Genomic DNA, 18,997 nt, shown 5'->3' on the forward strand with positions numbered 1-18,997 from the left:
TCTAATATTCTCCACAATCTATTTTGGGTTGTATTATACTTTTTAGCTATCTCAGCAACCGTCATGTGATTGTACAACTCGAGAATAAACGCTTCAAACAATAAGGTGAATCCAGAGTTTTTTCGAGCCCAAGGAACCTCTACAGTCTTTGTCCCATCATCTGTTTTTATCCTAGGTACCCTAGCATGTATATATGTTTCATATTGGAATAAGTTTAAGTGTCTCCAACTTCTTTGAACCGTATCGTATGCACTGTAATATTTACCGTTGTATTCGAACTTTGCACCTTTTTTGAAATCCACATATATGTTGATTGTATTTCCTTGTTGCTCTATCTTTTCTATGTACCATGGATCTGTTATATTCAGTATCTGTTCAAAGAATTTTGGTAGCTCTTTTCTCATCTGGCATCACTCCTTGTGTATTTTTGTGTTTTCTTACATGATACCAGATTATTTAATCATTTGTTCATGTTTCATTTTTTCTACCCACACTTTTTGGAAGAGAACCAATCGTCCCTATGGGTTAAAACGAGAATATCATGTGGAGGGATCTCCTTCCTGTTAATTAATTCTGATAAAATTTGAATTAGTTTTATGATAACAAGCGTTTTACCACTTCCAGTGGCCATCCAAAAACTCATGCGATTGATAAAGTTCTCATAAGAAAGCCTGTTATCATCTACTTGAGGGTAATATTCTGCCAAAAGCTTGTAGTTGCTTTTATTTGTCAATTTAAAATCAAAATCACTATCTAGGCCATTGTCTTTGTACCAATTAAAAAGCTTTTCTTTTCTTACTTTGTTCATCTCCAAACTTTCGTTATTTTGATAATCTACAAAATCCTCAAAATACTTCCATAATACCTTGATAGCATTTCTTACTGCATTTTGTTGATAATCCCAAAGAGTTTTGCTTTCTGAAAACCCTTCAAAATCAAAAGTATTCCACGTAACCGGTAGATCTTCAAATCGTATATTTTCTATCATATCTTGTAATAATGTTCCCAACCTGCTCACCACCAAATCAGAGGTTTTATGAGTTTATAATCCAAGTCTTTTAAGTTTATTTTCTCACCATATTCAAATTCCACGTAGTCCGAGTGAATCTTCTTTATCCATTTGCCAGTTAAGTTAGATAATGTTTCTGCAATATCTATATCTTTATATAGCTTAGATAAATCTACTTTTACCTTATTGTTTTCATAATCAATCTCAAGAGCTTCGAGCATCTTTAAGTCTTTCATAAAAACATATTGATTGTATGAATCTTCATACGGATTATCAAAGAGTGTTGAATCTTCATATTTTACTTTTCTTAAAGTATCTTCGTATTGTTCAAGCTCATAGTATTTAAAAAAGCCACCTGCATTATTTTGATTGTATTTCTCTTTTACATCTTTTTCTTTTGAAATACCAGATTTATCGTAAGCCAAAACTTTTTTCATTCTTGGTAAAATTACACTGTAAAAATGTTCTCCCATCTCAACACCAAGCCATTTTCTACCAAGTTTGTGGGAAACAGCTGTGGTTGTGCCACTGCCTAGGAAAAAGTCCATAACCAAACTATTTTTTTCTGATGTTGATTCTATTACTCTTTTAAGAAGAATCTCGGAATTTTCTGTTTTAAACCCCCAACCAGACGAATAGCCAGGTATATCTGTCCATGTATTATCTAAAAGTACATTCTCTCTTGGTGCTACCCAATACTGAATTGTATTCCCTTTTCTTCTTAGAAAATCAAGTTTTTTACCAGTTTTTTTCCAATATTCCTCTAAGCTTTCGTTAGTTTTTTCTTTTTCTTTTAAATATTCATCATAATTTTTAGCAGCTTTCAAAGCTCTTTCTTTCCCCCACATCCACTGTCCTTTAGTAATATTAATTCCTAGGATTTCATATCTCATAGTTGGTCTATCATAAATTTTTGTAAAGCTCGTCCAATAACCTTGATTCTGTTTCTCTGTTGGTTCTCCCATAAATCCAGGAAATCCTGCTTTATGAATCTTAGAAAACCAATAGAGATTATCATAAGTCACTCCTATTGATTTTTGTTCTCCAAATTGGGTAAATAATCCAGCTTTAGGAGACCCTCTCTTTATAACAATCTCATTCCTAAAATTCTCCTCACCAAAAATCTCATTCATCAAAAGCCTGACATACATATTCCCATTATAGTCACATCTGACAAAAATACTTCCTTTATTATTCAAAATATCCTTTGATAACAGCAACCTATTTTCAAGCAAAGTTATCCAACTGCTATCTTTATACTTCACTGAATAGAAATAATCTGCATCTTGATCCTTATTAAACGGCGGATCAATATATATAGTCTGTACTTTTTCTTTGAATTTAGGAAGAATTGTGTTTAGTGCTTGATAGTTTTCGCTCTTTATAAGCCAACCATCTAAGGAATTATCTAAATCATCAAAAAGATCTAAAATCTTGAGTTCTAAATCTTTGAAATATTTAGTGTCAATTGGGAGATGTTTATACTTTTCAGTTAATTGTTTCCCTGTTATACTGTTTTCTAAAATATTGTTTTTGTTAAGCTCTTTATCTACAATCCCTAACTCTTTCCATTCTTTTACTTGTTCTTCAAATCCTTCATGGTTCATTATCTTTTCTACAATTTCTATATCTTTCTGGGCTATCCTGTCAAGAGTTATCACATAATTAGAATTTAAAACAAACTTTGGCTTGTTCCATATTTTTACTAACTCATCTTCAAATTGTGAAATAAAATCTATTATCTTAAACGCTATGTCTTTCAGTACTTGCAATTCTTTTATTCTTTCTTCTGTCCATTCACTCTCTCCAGAAAAAACGTACTGATATAACCAAATATTAAACTGTTCTTTCAAAAATTCTTTTGCATTCTTGTTTATAAAGTAATCTACTTCACTTTGTTTTTCAAAGACTCTGAAGGCTTTATTTAACTCCTCTTCAGTTGTTGTTATCCCTTCTTTTTTCAAGGACCTTAAAATATCATCGATCTTTGTTTTCTTTCCTCTTTCTGAGTATAATACATTGAAAAACATCATTCCATCTTTTCTTCCTTCTTTAAACTCGTATATTATTTCTCTTTTTTCATTCGCTTTTTTATACTCTAATGTCGAAACATCAAAATAATACTTGTGATCGTCTATTTCTACTTCTAAATTTTTGAATAATCTATCTGTTTTAACATAATATAGCATGTGTGTTTTCCAGAATAAGATAACATCTTTATCGTCTGTATATACCTTTTCGTAGACATTTTGATGAAATGGTGTGTACCTGAAGTAGATTGAACCTGTTTCAGAGAAGTAGCGATTGAAAAATGTATAAAGTTTATCAAATAATTCTCCCCTGAACTTAGGAAATGGTTTTAAGGCATCATCTATATCCTTTTTAAGTTGTGGGAATACTCCCTTTTTGTAGTAATTTGATTTGATTCTCATTAAATTAATATATCCTGATTCTCCTTCTACCTTTGCCCCAACAAAAATGTCTTCCAATGCATCGAAAAATTTAATTTCTTCTTTAGTCATATTGCTCGCTCCTTTTAATTTTAACGGTAATTAACTTTACTATTCTAAGCATTTAACAGATTTCTTTTATGTACTTTTTATGTTCTTTTTATAAATTATAACATTAAGCTATTTTATAATAAAAAATTATTAGTGAAATACTTTAAAAAAAGATATCACTCCTCATAAAAAAAGAGTGATATCTTCAACAATACAATTACAGTATAGATACTTCTGATGAGTAACGGATCATCCTATTACAACTATTTTAACAATTCTTTTAGTTCTTCTATTGTTATTTCTAACAAGTTATCCCCTATGTAATCTAGCGTTTTCTCATTGGCTTTTCTTATTTTCTCTTTTATCTCTTCAGTTAATTGGTTGCCAAATCTTTTGCTTAATATTCTAATTGCAAATTCAATTTTGCCTTTTCTTTCACCTTCTCTTTTACCTTTTTCCACGCCTTCTTCAAATAATGAGGCTCCTATCTTTGTCATTCGTATCACCTCTTTCAGTTTGTTTAGATACTCTTCCCTTACATAATTGTCTGAGAACCCTAATAACGATCCTATTACCGCTTCTTTTTTGTTTTCATCTGGTATCTCAATCGCTAACTCTAACGCCTCTTTTGTCACTTCTTCTTCGCTTTTTTCGTTTCTCATCAAGGGTAAGAATACTAAATCCATTAAGTCTTTATCCGTTAGTGGTTCTCCTTTTTCTATCTTTCCTTTTATTTCTTTGTACCTTTTTATTCCATCGTATTTTATCATGAATACTTGTAAAACTTTATATTTATTTGATCCCATGTCCAATTCATTTTCTGCACTTTCGTATTTCCCTGAGTATATTACTACCGTGTTTATCTTTCTTCTTTCTTTTTGGTATAACGCTATGTCGTATTGTGCAAATCTTAGTAAGTCTGCCTTCTTCCACGTAGTTTGAAATTCTAAGTGTAACAGTGAGTTGTCTTCTAGTTCGAATACAAAATCCATGTTTCTGTCTGATACGTTTATTACCGGTAGTTCTGTTGGTTTTACTGAGATTATCTTTGGTAAGTTCAGTTCATAATATTTGAGGGTTTCATCTTTGAATAGTTCCGACATCTTTTTGAAGATAATGTCCTGACGGTTGCGAGTTATGTTGGTGCCTTTCATCAGCTCCCACCTTTTGGTTACACGATAGTTTGTTGAACTAGTTATATTATACCATATGTTTTTGTTAACGCCCCTTCTCTCTGCAGCCCGCCTATAAAATTGGCAAGTATTTTCTCTGTTAATTTGATTATACCATTTATTTGTTTAACTATACTAATGATTGTAGAAATTTTGACAAATTACCTTTTATAACTTGACTTTTGCTTAATACTAAACTAGAATATAAATAATGAGTGTGATTTTATCAAATATAGTCTTTGGAGGAAAATATGGAAAATAACGGTTTTAAAAGTGGTTTCGTGGCCTTGGCTGGAAAGCCTAACGTAGGAAAATCAACATTGATAAACGCTTTGATGGGTCAAAAAGTGGTCATTGTTTCTGACAAACCACAAACTACAAGAAATAGAGTAAACTGCATATTAACGGAAGATCATTACCAAATAGTTTTTGTCGACACACCGGGTATTCACAAACCTATAAGAAAAATCGGGGAATACATGGTCAATATCGCAATAAATGCATTGAAAGGCGTTGACCTAATACTTTTTATAATCGATACAAAGGATGGTTTAAGAAATTCAGATTTAAGAGTTGCTGAAATAGTCGATAAATCAAAAATTCCTACCATTCTTCTTGTGAACAAAGTTGATCTAATAAAAGATAAAGAGAAAATTAACCTGATGACTGAAAAAATACAAAGTTTGTCTTCAAATATAGTTAAAACCATTGAAATTTCCGCTTTAACAGGTAAAAATCTTTCTGAATTAAAACAAAGTATTATAGATTTATTACCCGAAGGTCCACAATACTACCCAGAAGATATGATCACCGATAAACCGTCAAGGTTCATCATTTCTGAGTTAATTCGGGAAAAAATCTTTCATTTAACAAAGGAAGAGATTCCTCATTCAAGCGGTGTAGTTATAGAAGAACTGAAAGAAAGAGAGAATGGCGTTTTGTACGTAAGAGCAGAAATTTATGTTGAAAAGAAAAGTCAGAAACCTATTATAATAGGTAAAAACGGAAGTATGATTAAAAAGATCGGCCAATTGGCAAGACAAGACATCGAAGAACTTTTTGAAAGAAAAGTCTACCTCGATCTTTACGTAAAGGTTCGTGACAAATGGAGAGACAATGAAAATATTTTAAATAACATTATGGAATACAAAGTAGAAGAAATAAAAGATTGAAAATAGACTGCTGTGTGCAATTTAATCAATTCTAAAAGCCTTGTCAGCTTCTATAATCTCCTTCGCAACATCAACTAACTTTTTGTTGGAATTTCTACTCTTTTTTTGCAAAAATTTCATAGATTCTTCTTCATTCAATCGTAATCTTTCCATAATGATACCTTTGGCTTTTTCTATTAATTTCCTTGATTCCAAAGTTTCTTTGGTTACTTCTAATTCATTTTTTAAACTCTTAATATCCTCAAATCTAGAAAGAGCGATTTCAATTTCGGCTTTCAAATCTGATTCATCTATTGGCTTTATTAGATATCCCAATACTCCCAGATTTTTTGCTCTATCGATCAATTCTTCATCATCGTAACCGCTTACAATTAATGTAGGAATAAAAACCTTCTCACTTATCCTTCTTAATGCCTCCAAACCATCCATAACAGGTAGATTGATATCAGCTATAATCAAATCAGGCTTTTTTTCTAAAGCTAATTTGACCAACTCTTTACCGTTTGTAGCTTCTCCTATTACTTTACATCCTAAATTTTCTAAGTTGCTTTTTAACCCCATTAAAATTAGGTATTCATCCTCGGCGATCAGTACCTTCAAGTCCTTCATTGTTTTACCCCCAACATCTTTAAATTTTCTCCATTTCTTCGATGGAAATATTCTTACTAATCTGTTTTACTGGGATCCTAATTCGTACTTTGGCACCATTAGCACTTTCTACATATATCTCCCCATTTAGCTGTTTGGTAACTATAGAATATACAATCGATAGACCAAGCCCCTGAGTATTTTGAATATCGAAATTTTGCGGGAAACCTACTCCGTTATCTGAAATCACTAGTTTTATTGATTCATTATCGAATTTTGAAATAATAGTAATCTCACCATTTTCTTTACCAACAAAAGCATACTTTAGACTGTTAGTAACCAGCTCATTCACCACCAAAGCTATCGCAGAGGCCTTGCTATATGAAACGAAAATATCGTCCAATTCAAAGTTAAATTTAGTCTCTTCTCTTGTACTGCTCATAAATTTGACTATCTTAGTTATCATCTCTTTGAGATTGATAATACTTCTACCCAATTTATCTTTTGACAACAAATCATGGACTGCGGCTATACTTTTTATCTTCGACATTAAATCATCGAGCATCTCTATTACATCTTTTCTCGAATCTTTTTTATTGGACATCTTATACAAAGACATCAAACTAATTATGGACTGGAGATTATTCTTGATTCGATGATGACTCTCTTGTAACAATACAGAACTTCCAACTAACCTTGTGTCATGAATTGCTAACGCAGCTTGATGAGCTATAGTTTCTAAATACTTTATCTCTTCTTCAGAATATATATATACTTCTTTGTAATAAATATGGATTATGCCACTCAACCTTGATCTTATGTACAAAGGAACACATATAAAACTATTAATATCTTTGTTGATTTTAAAGAATTTTTCGAATCCTCTATCTCTTTTTGAAAAATAATAAACTTTTTCATCGCCGATTAAATTTAAGATTTCTGATTCATTCGGTTCAACTTCCACGTTTTTATTTCGTTTGTAAAAAGCTTTGTCTATTATTGCGTTTGTGTCCTCATCCATCAGAGATATTCCACATGCCTCTGCTTTCATCGCCTTTGCAGCATTTTTTGCAAGCAGTTTCATAAGATCATCTAGCTCATACTCTGATGTTAAGTATTCTGCTGCTTCAAAGACTGATTCAATTAGTTGTCTCTCTTCAGAATTTACATTATTGTCATCGGAGTTAATTCCCATAATTTTATTTATCAATTTTTTAGGATTATTTTTTACTTCTTGGGAGTCCAAAATCTCCGCAATCTCACCTTCATTCAATATTGCGATCTTATCAGCGATTCTCAAGGCATCTTCCCATTGTTTAGTTATGTAGATTACACTTTTACCTTCTTTTTTGTGTGTTCTTATCATATTGTGAAGATTCATCAATGAACTTAAAGAAATATTCTCAGCTGGTTCGTATAGAATCAGAACATCTGGATTAACAGAAAAAGCCCTCACAAAAGCCAAATTTTTCTTTTCTTCTAACGTGAGATCTCCTACTTTCATATACGGTGATAAGTTCAAATTATACTTTTTTAAAAGTTCCTCCACCGCTTTCTGGGTTTTTCTTTTAAAATAAAAAATCGATTGGTTCTTCTTATATGAAGTATCTAAAAACAAATTTTCTGAAACAGAGAGATTCTCTAATAATTTGAGATCTTGATCTACAAATTCTACTCCATGTTTTCTTAAATTGAGTATCCCCACCTTTACTAGTTCTCCCCTACATAACACATTTCCACTAACTTGAAATTTACCAGTTAGTCCATTTATAATAGCATTTTTCCCAGAGCCATCCTGTCCTAAAATACTAATAACTTCTGATTTTTGAATTTCTAAATTTATATTTTTTAGAACCTCATTTCCTTGGTCCTTGACAAAGAAATTTATAAATTTCAGAATTTTCTTTGACATTTATTATCACCACATTATCGAATAATTTCATTTTTTATTATATCAAATTTCATATTTATTAGAAAAACTAAGGATTTTCTTATTATTTGGCTTTATTTCCTTCTAATTAATTCTAACCTATTGTAATTGCTTTTAATCAGAGTTGACATAAAAATGAAAATATGATTAAATTTCTTTAGTAGTTCATCCTCAAGGGTGGGATGACAATATTTAATAAAAAATTTAATAATATGAGGTCATGAACGCCTTAGTATATCTAAAAAGATATATTAAGGCGTTTTTATTTAGAGTCATCCGCACGTTTAATTTTTTTAGTACATCTTCTATTTAAAACAAACAAAAATTGAAATGAAAAATAATGATTTCTGGAGGTGATTAATGATGTAATAAATTATTGATAAGTAAGAATTTAAAAAAAAACAAGAAGTATACTACCACAACAAAATTTAGTAGAGGAGGAAAAAGTATGAAAAAGTTTGTTTTCGTGTTATTTGTAAGCATCGTTTTTCTACCAGTGTTTCTTCATGCTTTTACGATAGGTTTGGTTTTAGGGAACATGGATAATCCATATTTTGTTACTATGGCTAATGCGGCTGAAGAACAAGCTAAGTTATTAGGAATAGATATTACAGTTCTTGATGCTAACTATGATAGTGCTACACAACATTCTCAAGTAGAAAATCTTCTTCAAAGAAATGTTGATGCAATCGTAATTAATCCAACAGATTCTAAAGCCTTAATTCCGGCAGCAGAGGCAGCATATGAAGCAGGTGTCCCTTTTGTGTGTATTGATCGAACAGTAGATAGTGAATTAATTTCTTTAGATATTGAATCAGATAACTACATGGCTGGAAAATTAGCTGCTGAATATGTGGCTGATAGATTGAATGGAAAAGGAAAAATTGCTATAATCTATGGGACTCCAGGTTTAAGTGTTATGAGAGAAAGAACCGATGGTTTTATGGACGAAATAAAAAAATATTCAAACATCGAAATAGTAGCTGAACAAAATGGAGATTTTAATATGGCAGATGGAATGGCCGCAGCTGAAGCTATTCTCACTGCTCATCCTCATGAGATTGATGCTATATATGCAGAAAATGATCCTATGGCCTTGGGAACTGTACAAGCTCTAAAAATGTTTAACTATGAAAAAGACGAGATATTCATAGTTGCTGTAGACGCCTCTCCCGCTGGGTTAGATGCAATGCAAAAAGGCGATTATATAGCCTTTGAAGCTGGACAACAGCCTCGAAAAATGACAGCAATGGCCGTAACAGCCGCTTATTTGTTAGCAGAAGATTTTAAAATAGAAACTCCAGATGGTTCAAAAAGATATTTCATGGAAGTTGTACCAGTAACTATAGATAACGTTGATGAATGGTTAGAAACATCAGTTGATGGCTGGCATTAATAATAATTATAACTGAAAGAGAGGAGTTTAAACTCCTCTCTTTGATAAACACATTAATAGCTACAAAAATGATTTATGTAGGAAATATACCTTTTTAATATAGTGAAACGGGGTGATATGTTTGGATGAAGATGTCATTTTAGAATTGATAAATATCGGAAAATCTTTTTCAAGCGTGAAAGTTTTAAAAAATATTAATTTAAAAATTAATAGAAATGAAATTCATGCTATAGTTGGAGAGAATGGGGCAGGCAAATCCACTTTAATGAAAATTATTTATGGTGAACATTCACCTACAGAAGGGACTTTAATAATAAATGGAGAAAAAAGAAATCATTACTCTCCGAGTGAAGCCTTACATGAAGGAATAGTAATGGTGCATCAAGAATCCAGTTTAGTTCCTACTTTGAGTGTCTATGAAAATATTTTTTTAGGAAGATGGAATTCTTCAAAAACAAATAAAAATTATCTAGTTAAGAAAAAGGAGTTAATATCCCTCACTCGAGAAATATTAAGAAAAATGGGAGTTTACCATATTTCTCCTGAAAAGCGAGTTTCTTCCTTAAGTATCGGAGATAAACAAATTGTAGAAATTGCTAAATCCTTGTCCTTTAATCCTAAAATACTAATTTTAGATGAACCAACAGCTGCCTTATCAATTGAAGAAACAAATATATTATTTTCTATTTTAAAAACTTTAAAGGAAAATGGAGTAACCATATTATATATTTCTCATAGATTAGAAGAAATATTTCAAATTGCAGAAAGAGTCACTGTACTCAGAAATGGCGAAATTGTTTACAACGACTTTGTAAATAAAATTAATATTAATGAATTAATTTCAAAAATGATCGGTAGAGAAATAACAAACAAGTATCCGGAGAAAATCAACAAAACTTCTGGGAAAATAGTTTTACAAGTGGTAGATTTAACCTCTTCGTATTTTAAAAAAATTACATTCGAGATCCATGAAGGAGAAATTTTAGGAATAAGTGGATTAATGGGATGTGGAAGTACCCAGATGGGTGAATCGCTTTTTGGTTTAAGAAAAATAAATGGTGGAAATATTCATTATTATGGTGAAAGATTTTTCCCTAAAAATCCATCAATTTGTATAAAACACGGTATTTTCTATGTTCCTGCTGATAGGCATTCATTAGGTTTGGTTTTAAAAAGAAGTGTTAAGGAAAATTATACTCTACCTAATCTTGATTTTTTTGCCAAATACGGAATTTTAAAAATCAACAAAGAAAAACAAGATTGTTATCGTACAATCAACCAGCTGAATATCAAAATTAGTAACTTGAATCAAAAAGTTGAAAACCTTAGTGGAGGAAATCAACAAAAATTGGTAATTGGTAAATGGATAGTTCGTCAGCCTAAATTGTTAATAATGGATGAACCAACACGAGGTGTAGATGTCGGAGCAAAATATGAAATATACAAGAAAATTTATGAATTATCTAGTAAAGGAATCGCCATTTTGTTGATTTCAACTGATATTGATGAAATTCACAATTTATGTGACAGAATCCTAGTAATGAGTGAAGGTAGAATTACTGGTACTCTGTATCCTGAAAATTCGACTAAAGAAGAGATATTAGCACTAGCCGTAAAAGGGAAAGAAGATATTAACTCTCAAGAATTCGAAGTAATAAACAATTAATGACATTTAAATAATAAAATATCAAAAAATTTCACATTAATAAAAACCCAGCTTTAAAGTTAAAATCCATTTTTTTACTATCAAAGAGAAGGAGAATCTAAAATGGAAAAAATACTATCAACCAAAAAAACAGCAAATAAAAATAAAATGAGCTCTCTTGAATTTTTAAGAAAATATGGTGTAATTTTTGGTTTAATTGGAGTTATCTTATTTTTTTCGGTTGCTGAAACAGAATATTTTTTTACCCTATCAAATTTTATGACAATATCTAAGCAATCAGCTGTTAATATCTTATTGGCATTAGGTGAGATGTTTGTAATATTAACTGCGGGTATCGACCTATCTGTAGGTTCTGTAGCAGGATTAGCTGGCGCTGTTTTTGCCGGGTCTACTCTTGCTAGCGGAGGGAATGTTTTGACTGGTGCTATAATGGCTTTAATCGCTGGAACTGCATTTGGCATCTTTAATGGCCTGGTCGTAACCTATGGAAAATTACCACCTTTTATAGCTACCCTCGCTACAATGTCAATAGGAAGAGGTCTTTTATTAATTTACACTAACGGTGCTCCTATCTGGGGACTCCCTGATTCTTTTGAATTTTTAGGACAGGGTTCTATTCTTGGAATACCTACTCCTTTTATAGTAATTATCTTAGCTACCTTCTGTGTTTGGTTTATTCAATCTTACACAACTTTTGGAAGAAGTGTCTATGCTACTGGAGGTAATATTCAAGCAGCATATGCTTCAGGAATAAAAGTCAAACTAATTTTGATTTCTGTATTTGCTTTAAGCTCCTTTTTCGCAGCATTCGGAGGTATGCTAATGACTTCACGATTAGGGAGTGCTCAACCCAATGCAGGACAAGGTTATGAACTCGATGCTATCGCTGCAGTGGTAGTAGGTGGAACAAGCTTATTCGGTGGAGAAGGTTGGGTAATAGGAACCCTTCTAGGGGGGTTATTGATGGGAATTTTAAATAATGGTATGGCTATTATGAATGTTTCACCCTATATACAGCAAGTAGTAAAAGGGCTTGTAATTCTAGTAGCTGTTTTACCATCTACAATAACTAAAAAATTTTGGAGTGAATAATAATACAATATAATTTTCAATTCATAGAGGAAAATCCAAAGGAGGTTTAAATCTATGTTGGACAAAGAAACATATGAAAAAGTCAAAAAGAAAAGTTTAGAACTTTTTGAGAAAGCAGGTATCGCTCTAAGAGAAGATGAAAAGGAAAATATAGAGATCGTTGATGGAGGATTAGGAAATGTCGAAGAACTAGGTCTTGAAATTGTTACCTATGTAAATACCGATAGATACTGTGCTAAAGAAATGGTCCTTTTGCCTAATCAAACATGTCCTGAACATAAGCATCCACCTCATGATAGAGATATTGGAAAAGAAGAAACCTTCAGGTGCAGATATGGTAAAGTATTTCTTTTCGTTGAGGGAGAAAAGAACACTTGGCATGTACAACCACCAAATGAATATTTCACAGCACCTCATGAAATAATTTTAAACCCAGCAGAACAATACACCATACCTCCAAATACACTACATTGGTTCAAGGCTGGAGAAGAAGGTGCCGTTATTTCAGAATTTTCTTCTCACAGTGACGATGCAACTGATATATTTACAGATCCAAACTTTAAAAGAATTTGAAAAGAGGTAATAGAATGGGCATAAAAGAGTTGAGACTCTCACGTGTTTTGAATCCAGAAAGCGGAAAATCAGTTATTATTCCCATAGATCACGGGCTGGTGATGGGAAATGTTTCGGGACTACAAAATCCTGTTAAAACTTTGGAAAAGCTAATAAATATAGGAATAGATGGAACGTTGATAAGCCCAGGTATATCAAAGATAACAACTGATCTTTTTACTTCAAAAGATGCTCCTGGTAGAATTTTAACTATGGATTTACCCTTACCTTCGACGATTCCTGGAGGTAGCGGCGATACGATTGGACATAAACTAATAGCTGATATTCAATTTGCCATAAGATATGCTTTTGATGTAGTCAAAGTCTTACTGCCTTGGGGAGAAAAAGAAAATATCCAGATGGAGAGTATAGAAGTTGTGGAAAAGGTAGCCAATGAGTGCGACAAATGGAATATACCGCTCATGGTTGAACCTGTCTTATGGGGCAATAGCATACCAAAAGAGAAGAAGAATGATCCTGAGCTTATAGAACATGCCTCACGAATGGCACTTGAATTTGGAGCAGATATATTGAAGATTCCATATACAGACGATGAAACTGAATTTAAAGAATTAGTTAATAATTTAAAAGTACCCGTTTTTGTTCTTGGTGGCCCTAAAATGAATAACATAGAAGGTGTTATTAAGGTAGCAAAAGAATCTATCAAGGCAGGAGCAAAAGGAATAGTATTCGGAAGAAATGTTTGGCAAAATCCCAAAATGGAATCTCTCATCATGGGATTAAAAGAGATAGTCCATAATAATGCCAATGTTGAAGAAGTAATCAAAAAATATAACTTAGCATAGTCAGATGAAACTATCCCTCTTTAATAAAAAAGGAGAACCCAAAAAATGGAAAGAAAAGGAATCACAATTGGAGGAATAATAGTTTTTGACTATATCAAAATTGTTGATACTTATCCAAAAGTAGGACGTTTAGCCAATATTTTAAACATAGAGTATTCTGTGGGAGGAGCTGTTCCCAATACTTTAATAGACTTAGCAAAGATGGATAAAAGTTTATCCCTTCAAGCAATCGGGGTAGTTGGGAATGATAAGCTGGGAGAATACGTTTTAAAAGTATTAAAAGAAAATAATATAAATACTGAAATGGTTTTTCAACAAAATGAGGTAGGGACTTCTTTCACCGACGATATGATCGTTGAATCAACAGGGGAAAGGACATTCTTTCACTATCGAGGTGCAAACTCTCTACTTGATATTACTCATTTTGACTTTGATAGAATCAACTCTAAAATATTACATGTTGGATATCCTTTATTATTAGAGAAACTCGACTCATCAGATCCCGACTATGGAACTGTTTTGGCAAAAACGTTAGCAACGGCTCAACAAAAAGGAATAAAAACATCCTTGGACTTGGTAAGTGAAAACTCTGATAGGTTTTCTAAAATCATTCCTCCTTCTTTAAAGTACACAGATTATTGTACCATCAACGAAATAGAAGCCTCTTTAACAACCAACATACCAATAAGGGACACAGAAGATAAATTGATCGTTGATAACATCGAACCCATATGCTTCAAATTAAAAGAAATAGGAGTTAAGCAATGGGTGATAGTCCACTCTCCTGAAGGAGCTTTTGCACTAGATGAAACAAACAACTTTTATATACAACCTTCTTTTGATCTACCTAAAGGTTATATAAAAGGGACAGTAGGAGCAGGGGATGCATTCTGTGCGGGAGTATTATATTCTATCAATAAAGGATGGGATATATCAAAAGCTTTAAAAGTTGGAACAGCCACTGCTACAGCTTGCCTTTCAAAAAGTGGAACAACAAATGGCGTGAAGAATATAGAAATCATGATGAAACTGTATAGAGAGATGAATGTAAAAAGTTAATCTTTTAGAAAATGCATAAACAATTTTGAACCATACAATCAACTTCAAACCCTGGTTAAAGAAAAATTCTAACCAGGGTTTTATTTTTTTACATTTTTTTCAAAAATTGAGATTTAAGTTGTTAATCCAATTTAATTACCTCTAAACAGACGAGATAACCTGTAATTGCTAATAATTACATTTTGCTTTCAAGAAATATAGGTATATAATTAGTATGTACAAATTTAAATCTAACTGAGAATAATATATACATGTCGTAATATTTTTATCATACAAGTTAACTCTAAAAATCTTATTTGTAGCAGTTTTGAAACATAAATTTTTATATCAAAGAGGAGAGTGGAGAATGTACGAAGATTTGAAAAAAGAACTATACAAAGCCCACATGAATCTTGAAAAATACAGATTAGTTGCCTACACCAGTGGAAATGTCAGTGTAAAAGTGAACAATCACGTAATAATCAAACCCTCTGGAATACCATATGATCAATTGAAAGTCGAAGATATGGTAGTTCTGGACATGGAAGGAAACACAGTAGAAGGCAAACTAAAACCATCTGTTGATTCTGCTACCCACCTTTACCTTTATAAAAACTTACCTGATGTGGGGAGTATCATTCATACTCATTCACCTTATGCTTCTGCTTTTGCATTGCTATCACAGCCAATACCTGTTTACAGCACTGCACATGCGGATGTTTTTGGGGTGCAAGTACCTGTTTCAAACTATGCACCTGTAGGCTCTGAGGCAATTGGTAAAGCTGTGATTGAAGTTGTTAATCAAGCAAAAGCAGTTCTTTTAAGTAAACATGGGGTAATAGTCATGGGAAAAGATATCAATGAAACTATAAGAAAAGCAATTTTTTTGGAAGAGGTTGCACAAACAGCCTATCTTGCTAGGACTATTGGAAATCCAGAACCTTTGGATGAAAAAGAAGCAAAACGACTATATGAATTTCATCATAGTAACTACGGTCAAAAATGACGAAATAAAGAGTTTAAGGAGGGCAACGTATGTACTTAATAGGTACGGATATAGGAACTACTGGGACAAAAACTGTCATTTTAGATGAAAAAGGAAATCTAATCTCAAAAGCAAGCAAGACCTATAAAGTGAACACACCAAAGGCTTCATGGGCAGAACAAAATGCTGATGTATGGGTAGATGCCTTCATTCAAACCTTGAAAGAAAGCGTAGAAATGGCTAATATAAACCCTTCTGAGTTAGCGGGAATATCTTTAAGTGGCTTATATGGTGGCGCTGGTGTACCTGTAGATAAAGATATGAACCCTCTGTATCCATGCCTTATTTGGATGGATCGAAGGGCATCAAAAGAAACTCAATGGGTTAAAGAGAATGTATCACAAGATAAACTGTTTGAAATAACAGGAAATTATGTTGATTCTTATTTTGGTTTCACCAAGATAATGTGGATAAAAAATAACTTACCTGATGTGTGGAAAAACACGTATAAATTCGTTAGCCCTAAAGATTACGTTATATATAAGCTTACCGGAGAACTTTCAACTGATTATAGCTCAGCTGGAAATTTAGGTGGGGTTTTTGATATAAGGACAAAAAATTGGTCCGAAGAAATGGGAAAGATTTTAGGAATCCCCATAGATAAACTACCAGAAAAAATACTAAGATCAAAAGATATTGCAGGTTATTTAAATAAGGATATGGCAGAACTTACTGGATTAAAAGAAGGCACTCCTATAATCTCCGGAGGAATAGATGCACCAATGGCACAATTGAGTGCTGGGGTATTGAACGAAGGAGAACATGTCTTTATGGCAGGGACTTCCACATGTTGGGGTACTCTGTTGTACGATAAAAAACCCACCACTCCCCAATTAGTAAATTACCCTTACGTTGTCGATGAAGATCATTTACTCTACACATTTGGTGGAAGTGCAACAACAGGTGCGTTAGTAAATTGGTTTATAGATGAATTTGGTCAAATGGAAAAAACTTTTGGTGAGCAATCTGGCTATTCTCCTTATGAACTTTTAGAAATGAAAGCAAAAAAAGTACCTTTGGGAAGCGAAGGCCTCTTAGCATTACCATATTTCATGGGAGAACGATCCCCTATATGGGACCCTGATGCAAGAGGGGTTATTTTTGGAATCACTTTGTATCACAAAAAACCACATATTTATAGGGCTCTCATGGAATCCGCTGCTTTCTCGCTAAGACATAACATGCAAACCGCAAAAGAATCAGGTATAAAACTAAATCCTGACTGCTGGATAGTAGGAGGAGTAGCCAATTCTGACCTTTGGACTAAGATCTTTGCAGATGTTACGGGATACAACATGATCAAATTATCCGACAACATTGAAGCACCATTGGGAGATGCGTTCCTCGTTGGACTTGGCACGGGAATATTCAAAAAACCTGAGGAAATTAAAAATTGGATAAAGATAGAAACAACCGTAAACACAAATAAAGACAATTTCGATAAATACGAAGAGTATTACAAATTGTTTTTAGAACTATATAACAATACTAAAGAAATAATGCATAAAATTGCCAAATTATAACTTACTAAACAAAATAATCTTTGGAGGTGCAAGATGATAGATAAGAAAAAACCCACAATTGGAGTATTAGGAATTATGCAAGAACTGTATGACAAAACTTATCCTAACATAGTTGAAACTCAATCAAATTACGTTAAAGGCGTCATTAAAGAATTAGGAGATATAGCAGAATTTAAATTTATTAAGCCTGCTAGAAATAGAAAAGACATCGAAGAAATAGTCCAAACGTATAACAACGATAAAGAAATAGATGGAATTATGATTATGATGTTGACTTACAGTCCAGGTCAAAGAATTGTTCCCGCGTTAAAAAAGAATAATCTACCGATAATGCTCGCAAATATTCAGCCTTTACCTAGCGTAACAAAAGACTGGGATATGGAACTTTTAACTTACAACCAAGGAATACATGGGGCACAAGATAACATGAATGCTATAGTTAGATTAGGTATCAATTGTCCAGTGGTTACAGGAAATTGGAAAGAAGAAGAATTCAAAAACTTTGTGAAGGATTGGAGTCTTGCAGCTCAAGCGGCAAAAGCTTGTAAAAATTTAAAAATCGCAGTTGTTGGAAGAATGCCTGGGATGGGGGATATTACCTTTGATTCATTGGCATTGTTAAAAAAACTCGGAGTTGAAATAGTAGATGAAAGTATGGGAAAGATATATTCTTACTTTGAAAAAGTAACAAAGAAAGAGATCGAAGATGTTAAAGCAGAAAACGCAAAGAACTTTGAAATTGACCCCAAACTAGAAGAAGACCAACACGACTTTGCTGCAAAATTTCAGGTTGCCATTGAAAAATTCCTCGAAGATAACAACTACGATGGATACAGTATCTACTTCGATTCTGTAAAGGATGATGGAAGGTTCGAACAGTTACCGTTAATGGCTGCCTCTAATTTGATGGCAAAAGGGTACGGATATGGAGCAGAAGGGGATGCCCTTGCAGCTACGGTTGTAAAAATAGGACATATCCTAGGCAATAACGGACATTTCACAGAAATGTATGCTATGGATTTTGAAAGAGACTCCGTTTTTATGAGCCATATGGGAGAAGGTAATTGGAAAGTAGCAAGAAAAGACAAACCAATAAAACTCATAGACAGATTTTTAGGTATAGGAGATTTAAACAATCCACCAACAGTTGTATTCAACGTGCAGCCAGGTGAAGGAACCATAACTTCCTTAGCCCCTTTAAGCGAAGGAAATTTCAGATTAGTTGTTTCAAAAGGTGAAGTTATAGACAGCGAAGATTATCCGAATGTTGAAATGCCGTATTTTCATTTCAAACCAGATACTGGCGTAAGAAATGCGATGACGAACTGGCTCAAAAACGGAGGAACTCATCACCAATGCTTTAACATCGGAGATACTACAAGGAGGTGGGAATTGTTTGCAAAAATTGCGGGTATTGAGTATGTAAGGGTATGAAGAAATTTCAAAA

The 18,997-nt window shown here is 32.8% G+C and carries 16 protein-coding genes; 10 read left to right on the plus strand and 6 right to left on the minus strand.

All coding sequences use genetic code 11. The features are described 5' to 3' along the window. From X928_RS03005 to X928_RS10230, 4 genes are all read right to left on the minus strand, one after another. The coding region (locus tag X928_RS03005; protein WP_169926284.1) for a helix-turn-helix domain-containing protein at positions 1-404 on the minus strand (404 nt) is incomplete at its 3' end. A gap of 80 nt (positions 405-484) precedes the next feature. Further along, positions 485-1,009, minus strand: a complete 525-nt coding sequence (locus X928_RS03010; RefSeq protein WP_211286430.1) for a DEAD/DEAH box helicase family protein — start codon at positions 1,007-1,009, stop codon at positions 485-487. A 5-nt stretch (positions 1,010-1,014) separates the two neighbouring features. Then, the gene (locus tag X928_RS03015) at positions 1,015-3,531 is read right to left on the minus strand and encodes a DNA methyltransferase (RefSeq protein ID WP_103078433.1); all 2,517 of its coding nucleotides are present in this window, start codon (positions 3,529-3,531) and stop codon (positions 1,015-1,017) included. A 242-nt stretch (positions 3,532-3,773) separates the two neighbouring features. Next, positions 3,774-4,664, minus strand: a complete 891-nt coding sequence (locus tag X928_RS10230; RefSeq protein ID WP_103065942.1) for an RpnC/YadD family protein — start codon at positions 4,662-4,664, stop codon at positions 3,774-3,776. A 269-nt stretch (positions 4,665-4,933) separates the two neighbouring features. Between X928_RS10230 and era the strand changes: the two genes are divergently transcribed. Further along, on the plus strand, positions 4,934-5,854 hold the full coding sequence (era, locus tag X928_RS03025; RefSeq protein ID WP_103078434.1) for a GTPase Era: 921 nt from the start codon (positions 4,934-4,936) through the stop codon (positions 5,852-5,854). A gap of 21 nt (positions 5,855-5,875) precedes the next feature. On the opposite strand, the gene X928_RS03030 is transcribed toward era, so the two are convergent. Further along, entirely contained in the window at positions 5,876-6,463 is a 588-nt protein-coding gene (locus X928_RS03030; protein WP_103078435.1) for an ANTAR domain-containing response regulator, read from the minus strand. A 19-nt stretch (positions 6,464-6,482) separates the two neighbouring features. Then, a complete protein-coding gene (locus tag X928_RS03035; protein ID WP_103078436.1) occupies positions 6,483-8,354 on the minus strand; it encodes an ATP-binding cassette domain-containing protein in 1,872 nt (623 codons plus the stop codon). 466 nt (positions 8,355-8,820) lie between these two features. Here X928_RS03035 and X928_RS03040 point away from each other — a divergent pair, with 466 nt between their 5' ends. The 9 genes from X928_RS03040 to X928_RS03080 all read left to right on the plus strand — a co-directional run bounded on the left by X928_RS03040 (position 8,821) and on the right by X928_RS03080 (position 18,984). Further along, positions 8,821-9,768, plus strand: a complete 948-nt coding sequence (locus X928_RS03040; RefSeq protein ID WP_103078437.1) for a sugar ABC transporter substrate-binding protein — start codon at positions 8,821-8,823, stop codon at positions 9,766-9,768. A gap of 121 nt (positions 9,769-9,889) precedes the next feature. After that, positions 9,890-11,434: a sugar ABC transporter ATP-binding protein gene (locus X928_RS03045; protein ID WP_169926285.1), complete on the plus strand. Its 1,545-nt coding sequence runs from the start codon at positions 9,890-9,892 to the stop codon at positions 11,432-11,434. A gap of 102 nt (positions 11,435-11,536) precedes the next feature. Further along, positions 11,537-12,526 carry an ABC transporter permease gene (locus tag X928_RS03050; protein WP_211286431.1) on the plus strand — a complete coding sequence of 330 codons (990 nt, stop codon included), beginning with the start codon at positions 11,537-11,539 and terminating at the stop codon, positions 12,524-12,526. A gap of 54 nt (positions 12,527-12,580) precedes the next feature. Beyond that, positions 12,581-13,099: a D-lyxose/D-mannose family sugar isomerase gene (locus X928_RS03055; protein WP_103078439.1), complete on the plus strand. Its 519-nt coding sequence runs from the start codon at positions 12,581-12,583 to the stop codon at positions 13,097-13,099. Between the two features lie 14 nt (positions 13,100-13,113). Continuing rightward, positions 13,114-13,944, plus strand: coding sequence for a class I fructose-bisphosphate aldolase (locus X928_RS03060; protein WP_103078440.1), 831 nt, complete (start codon positions 13,114-13,116; stop codon positions 13,942-13,944). A 45-nt stretch (positions 13,945-13,989) separates the two neighbouring features. Next, positions 13,990-15,003 (plus strand): carbohydrate kinase family protein, encoded by a 1,014-nt coding sequence (locus tag X928_RS03065; protein ID WP_103078441.1) that lies wholly within the window; start codon positions 13,990-13,992, stop codon positions 15,001-15,003. Positions 15,004-15,349: 346 nt separating this feature from the next. Next, positions 15,350-15,988, plus strand: coding sequence for an L-ribulose-5-phosphate 4-epimerase (locus X928_RS03070; RefSeq protein ID WP_103078442.1), 639 nt, complete (start codon positions 15,350-15,352; stop codon positions 15,986-15,988). A gap of 29 nt (positions 15,989-16,017) precedes the next feature. Beyond that, positions 16,018-17,550: an FGGY-family carbohydrate kinase gene (locus tag X928_RS03075; RefSeq protein ID WP_103078443.1), complete on the plus strand. Its 1,533-nt coding sequence runs from the start codon at positions 16,018-16,020 to the stop codon at positions 17,548-17,550. A 33-nt stretch (positions 17,551-17,583) separates the two neighbouring features. Then, a complete protein-coding gene (locus X928_RS03080; protein WP_103078444.1) occupies positions 17,584-18,984 on the plus strand; it encodes an L-fucose/L-arabinose isomerase family protein in 1,401 nt (466 codons plus the stop codon). Positions 18,985-18,997 lie beyond the last annotated feature (13 nt).

The sequence above is a fragment of the Petrotoga miotherma DSM 10691 genome, from assembly GCF_002895605.1.
GTDB classification, from domain to species: Bacteria; Thermotogota; Thermotogae; order Petrotogales; family Petrotogaceae; genus Petrotoga; species Petrotoga miotherma.

Excerpts from the sequence above, each read along its gene's own strand:
- X928_RS03015 (WP_103078433.1), bottom strand. The coding sequence starts at position 3,531 with ATGACTAAAGAAGAAATTAAATTTTTCGATGCATTGGAAGACATTTTT.
- X928_RS10230 (WP_103065942.1), bottom strand. The coding sequence starts at position 4,664 with ATGAAAGGCACCAACATAACTCGCAACCGTCAGGACATTATCTTCAAA.
- era (WP_103078434.1), top strand. The coding sequence starts at position 4,934 with ATGGAAAATAACGGTTTTAAAAGTGGTTTCGTGGCCTTGGCTGGAAAG.
- X928_RS03030 (WP_103078435.1), bottom strand. The coding sequence starts at position 6,463 with ATGAAGGACTTGAAGGTACTGATCGCCGAGGATGAATACCTAATTTTA.
- X928_RS03035 (WP_103078436.1), bottom strand. The coding sequence starts at position 8,354 with ATGTCAAAGAAAATTCTGAAATTTATAAATTTCTTTGTCAAGGACCAA.
- X928_RS03040 (WP_103078437.1), top strand. The coding sequence starts at position 8,821 with ATGAAAAAGTTTGTTTTCGTGTTATTTGTAAGCATCGTTTTTCTACCA.
- X928_RS03050 (WP_211286431.1), top strand. The coding sequence starts at position 11,537 with ATGGAAAAAATACTATCAACCAAAAAAACAGCAAATAAAAATAAAATG.
- X928_RS03055 (WP_103078439.1), top strand. The coding sequence starts at position 12,581 with ATGTTGGACAAAGAAACATATGAAAAAGTCAAAAAGAAAAGTTTAGAA.
- X928_RS03060 (WP_103078440.1), top strand. The coding sequence starts at position 13,114 with ATGGGCATAAAAGAGTTGAGACTCTCACGTGTTTTGAATCCAGAAAGC.
- X928_RS03065 (WP_103078441.1), top strand. The coding sequence starts at position 13,990 with ATGGAAAGAAAAGGAATCACAATTGGAGGAATAATAGTTTTTGACTAT.
- X928_RS03070 (WP_103078442.1), top strand. The coding sequence starts at position 15,350 with ATGTACGAAGATTTGAAAAAAGAACTATACAAAGCCCACATGAATCTT.
- X928_RS03075 (WP_103078443.1), top strand. The coding sequence starts at position 16,018 with ATGTACTTAATAGGTACGGATATAGGAACTACTGGGACAAAAACTGTC.
- X928_RS03080 (WP_103078444.1), top strand. The coding sequence starts at position 17,584 with ATGATAGATAAGAAAAAACCCACAATTGGAGTATTAGGAATTATGCAA.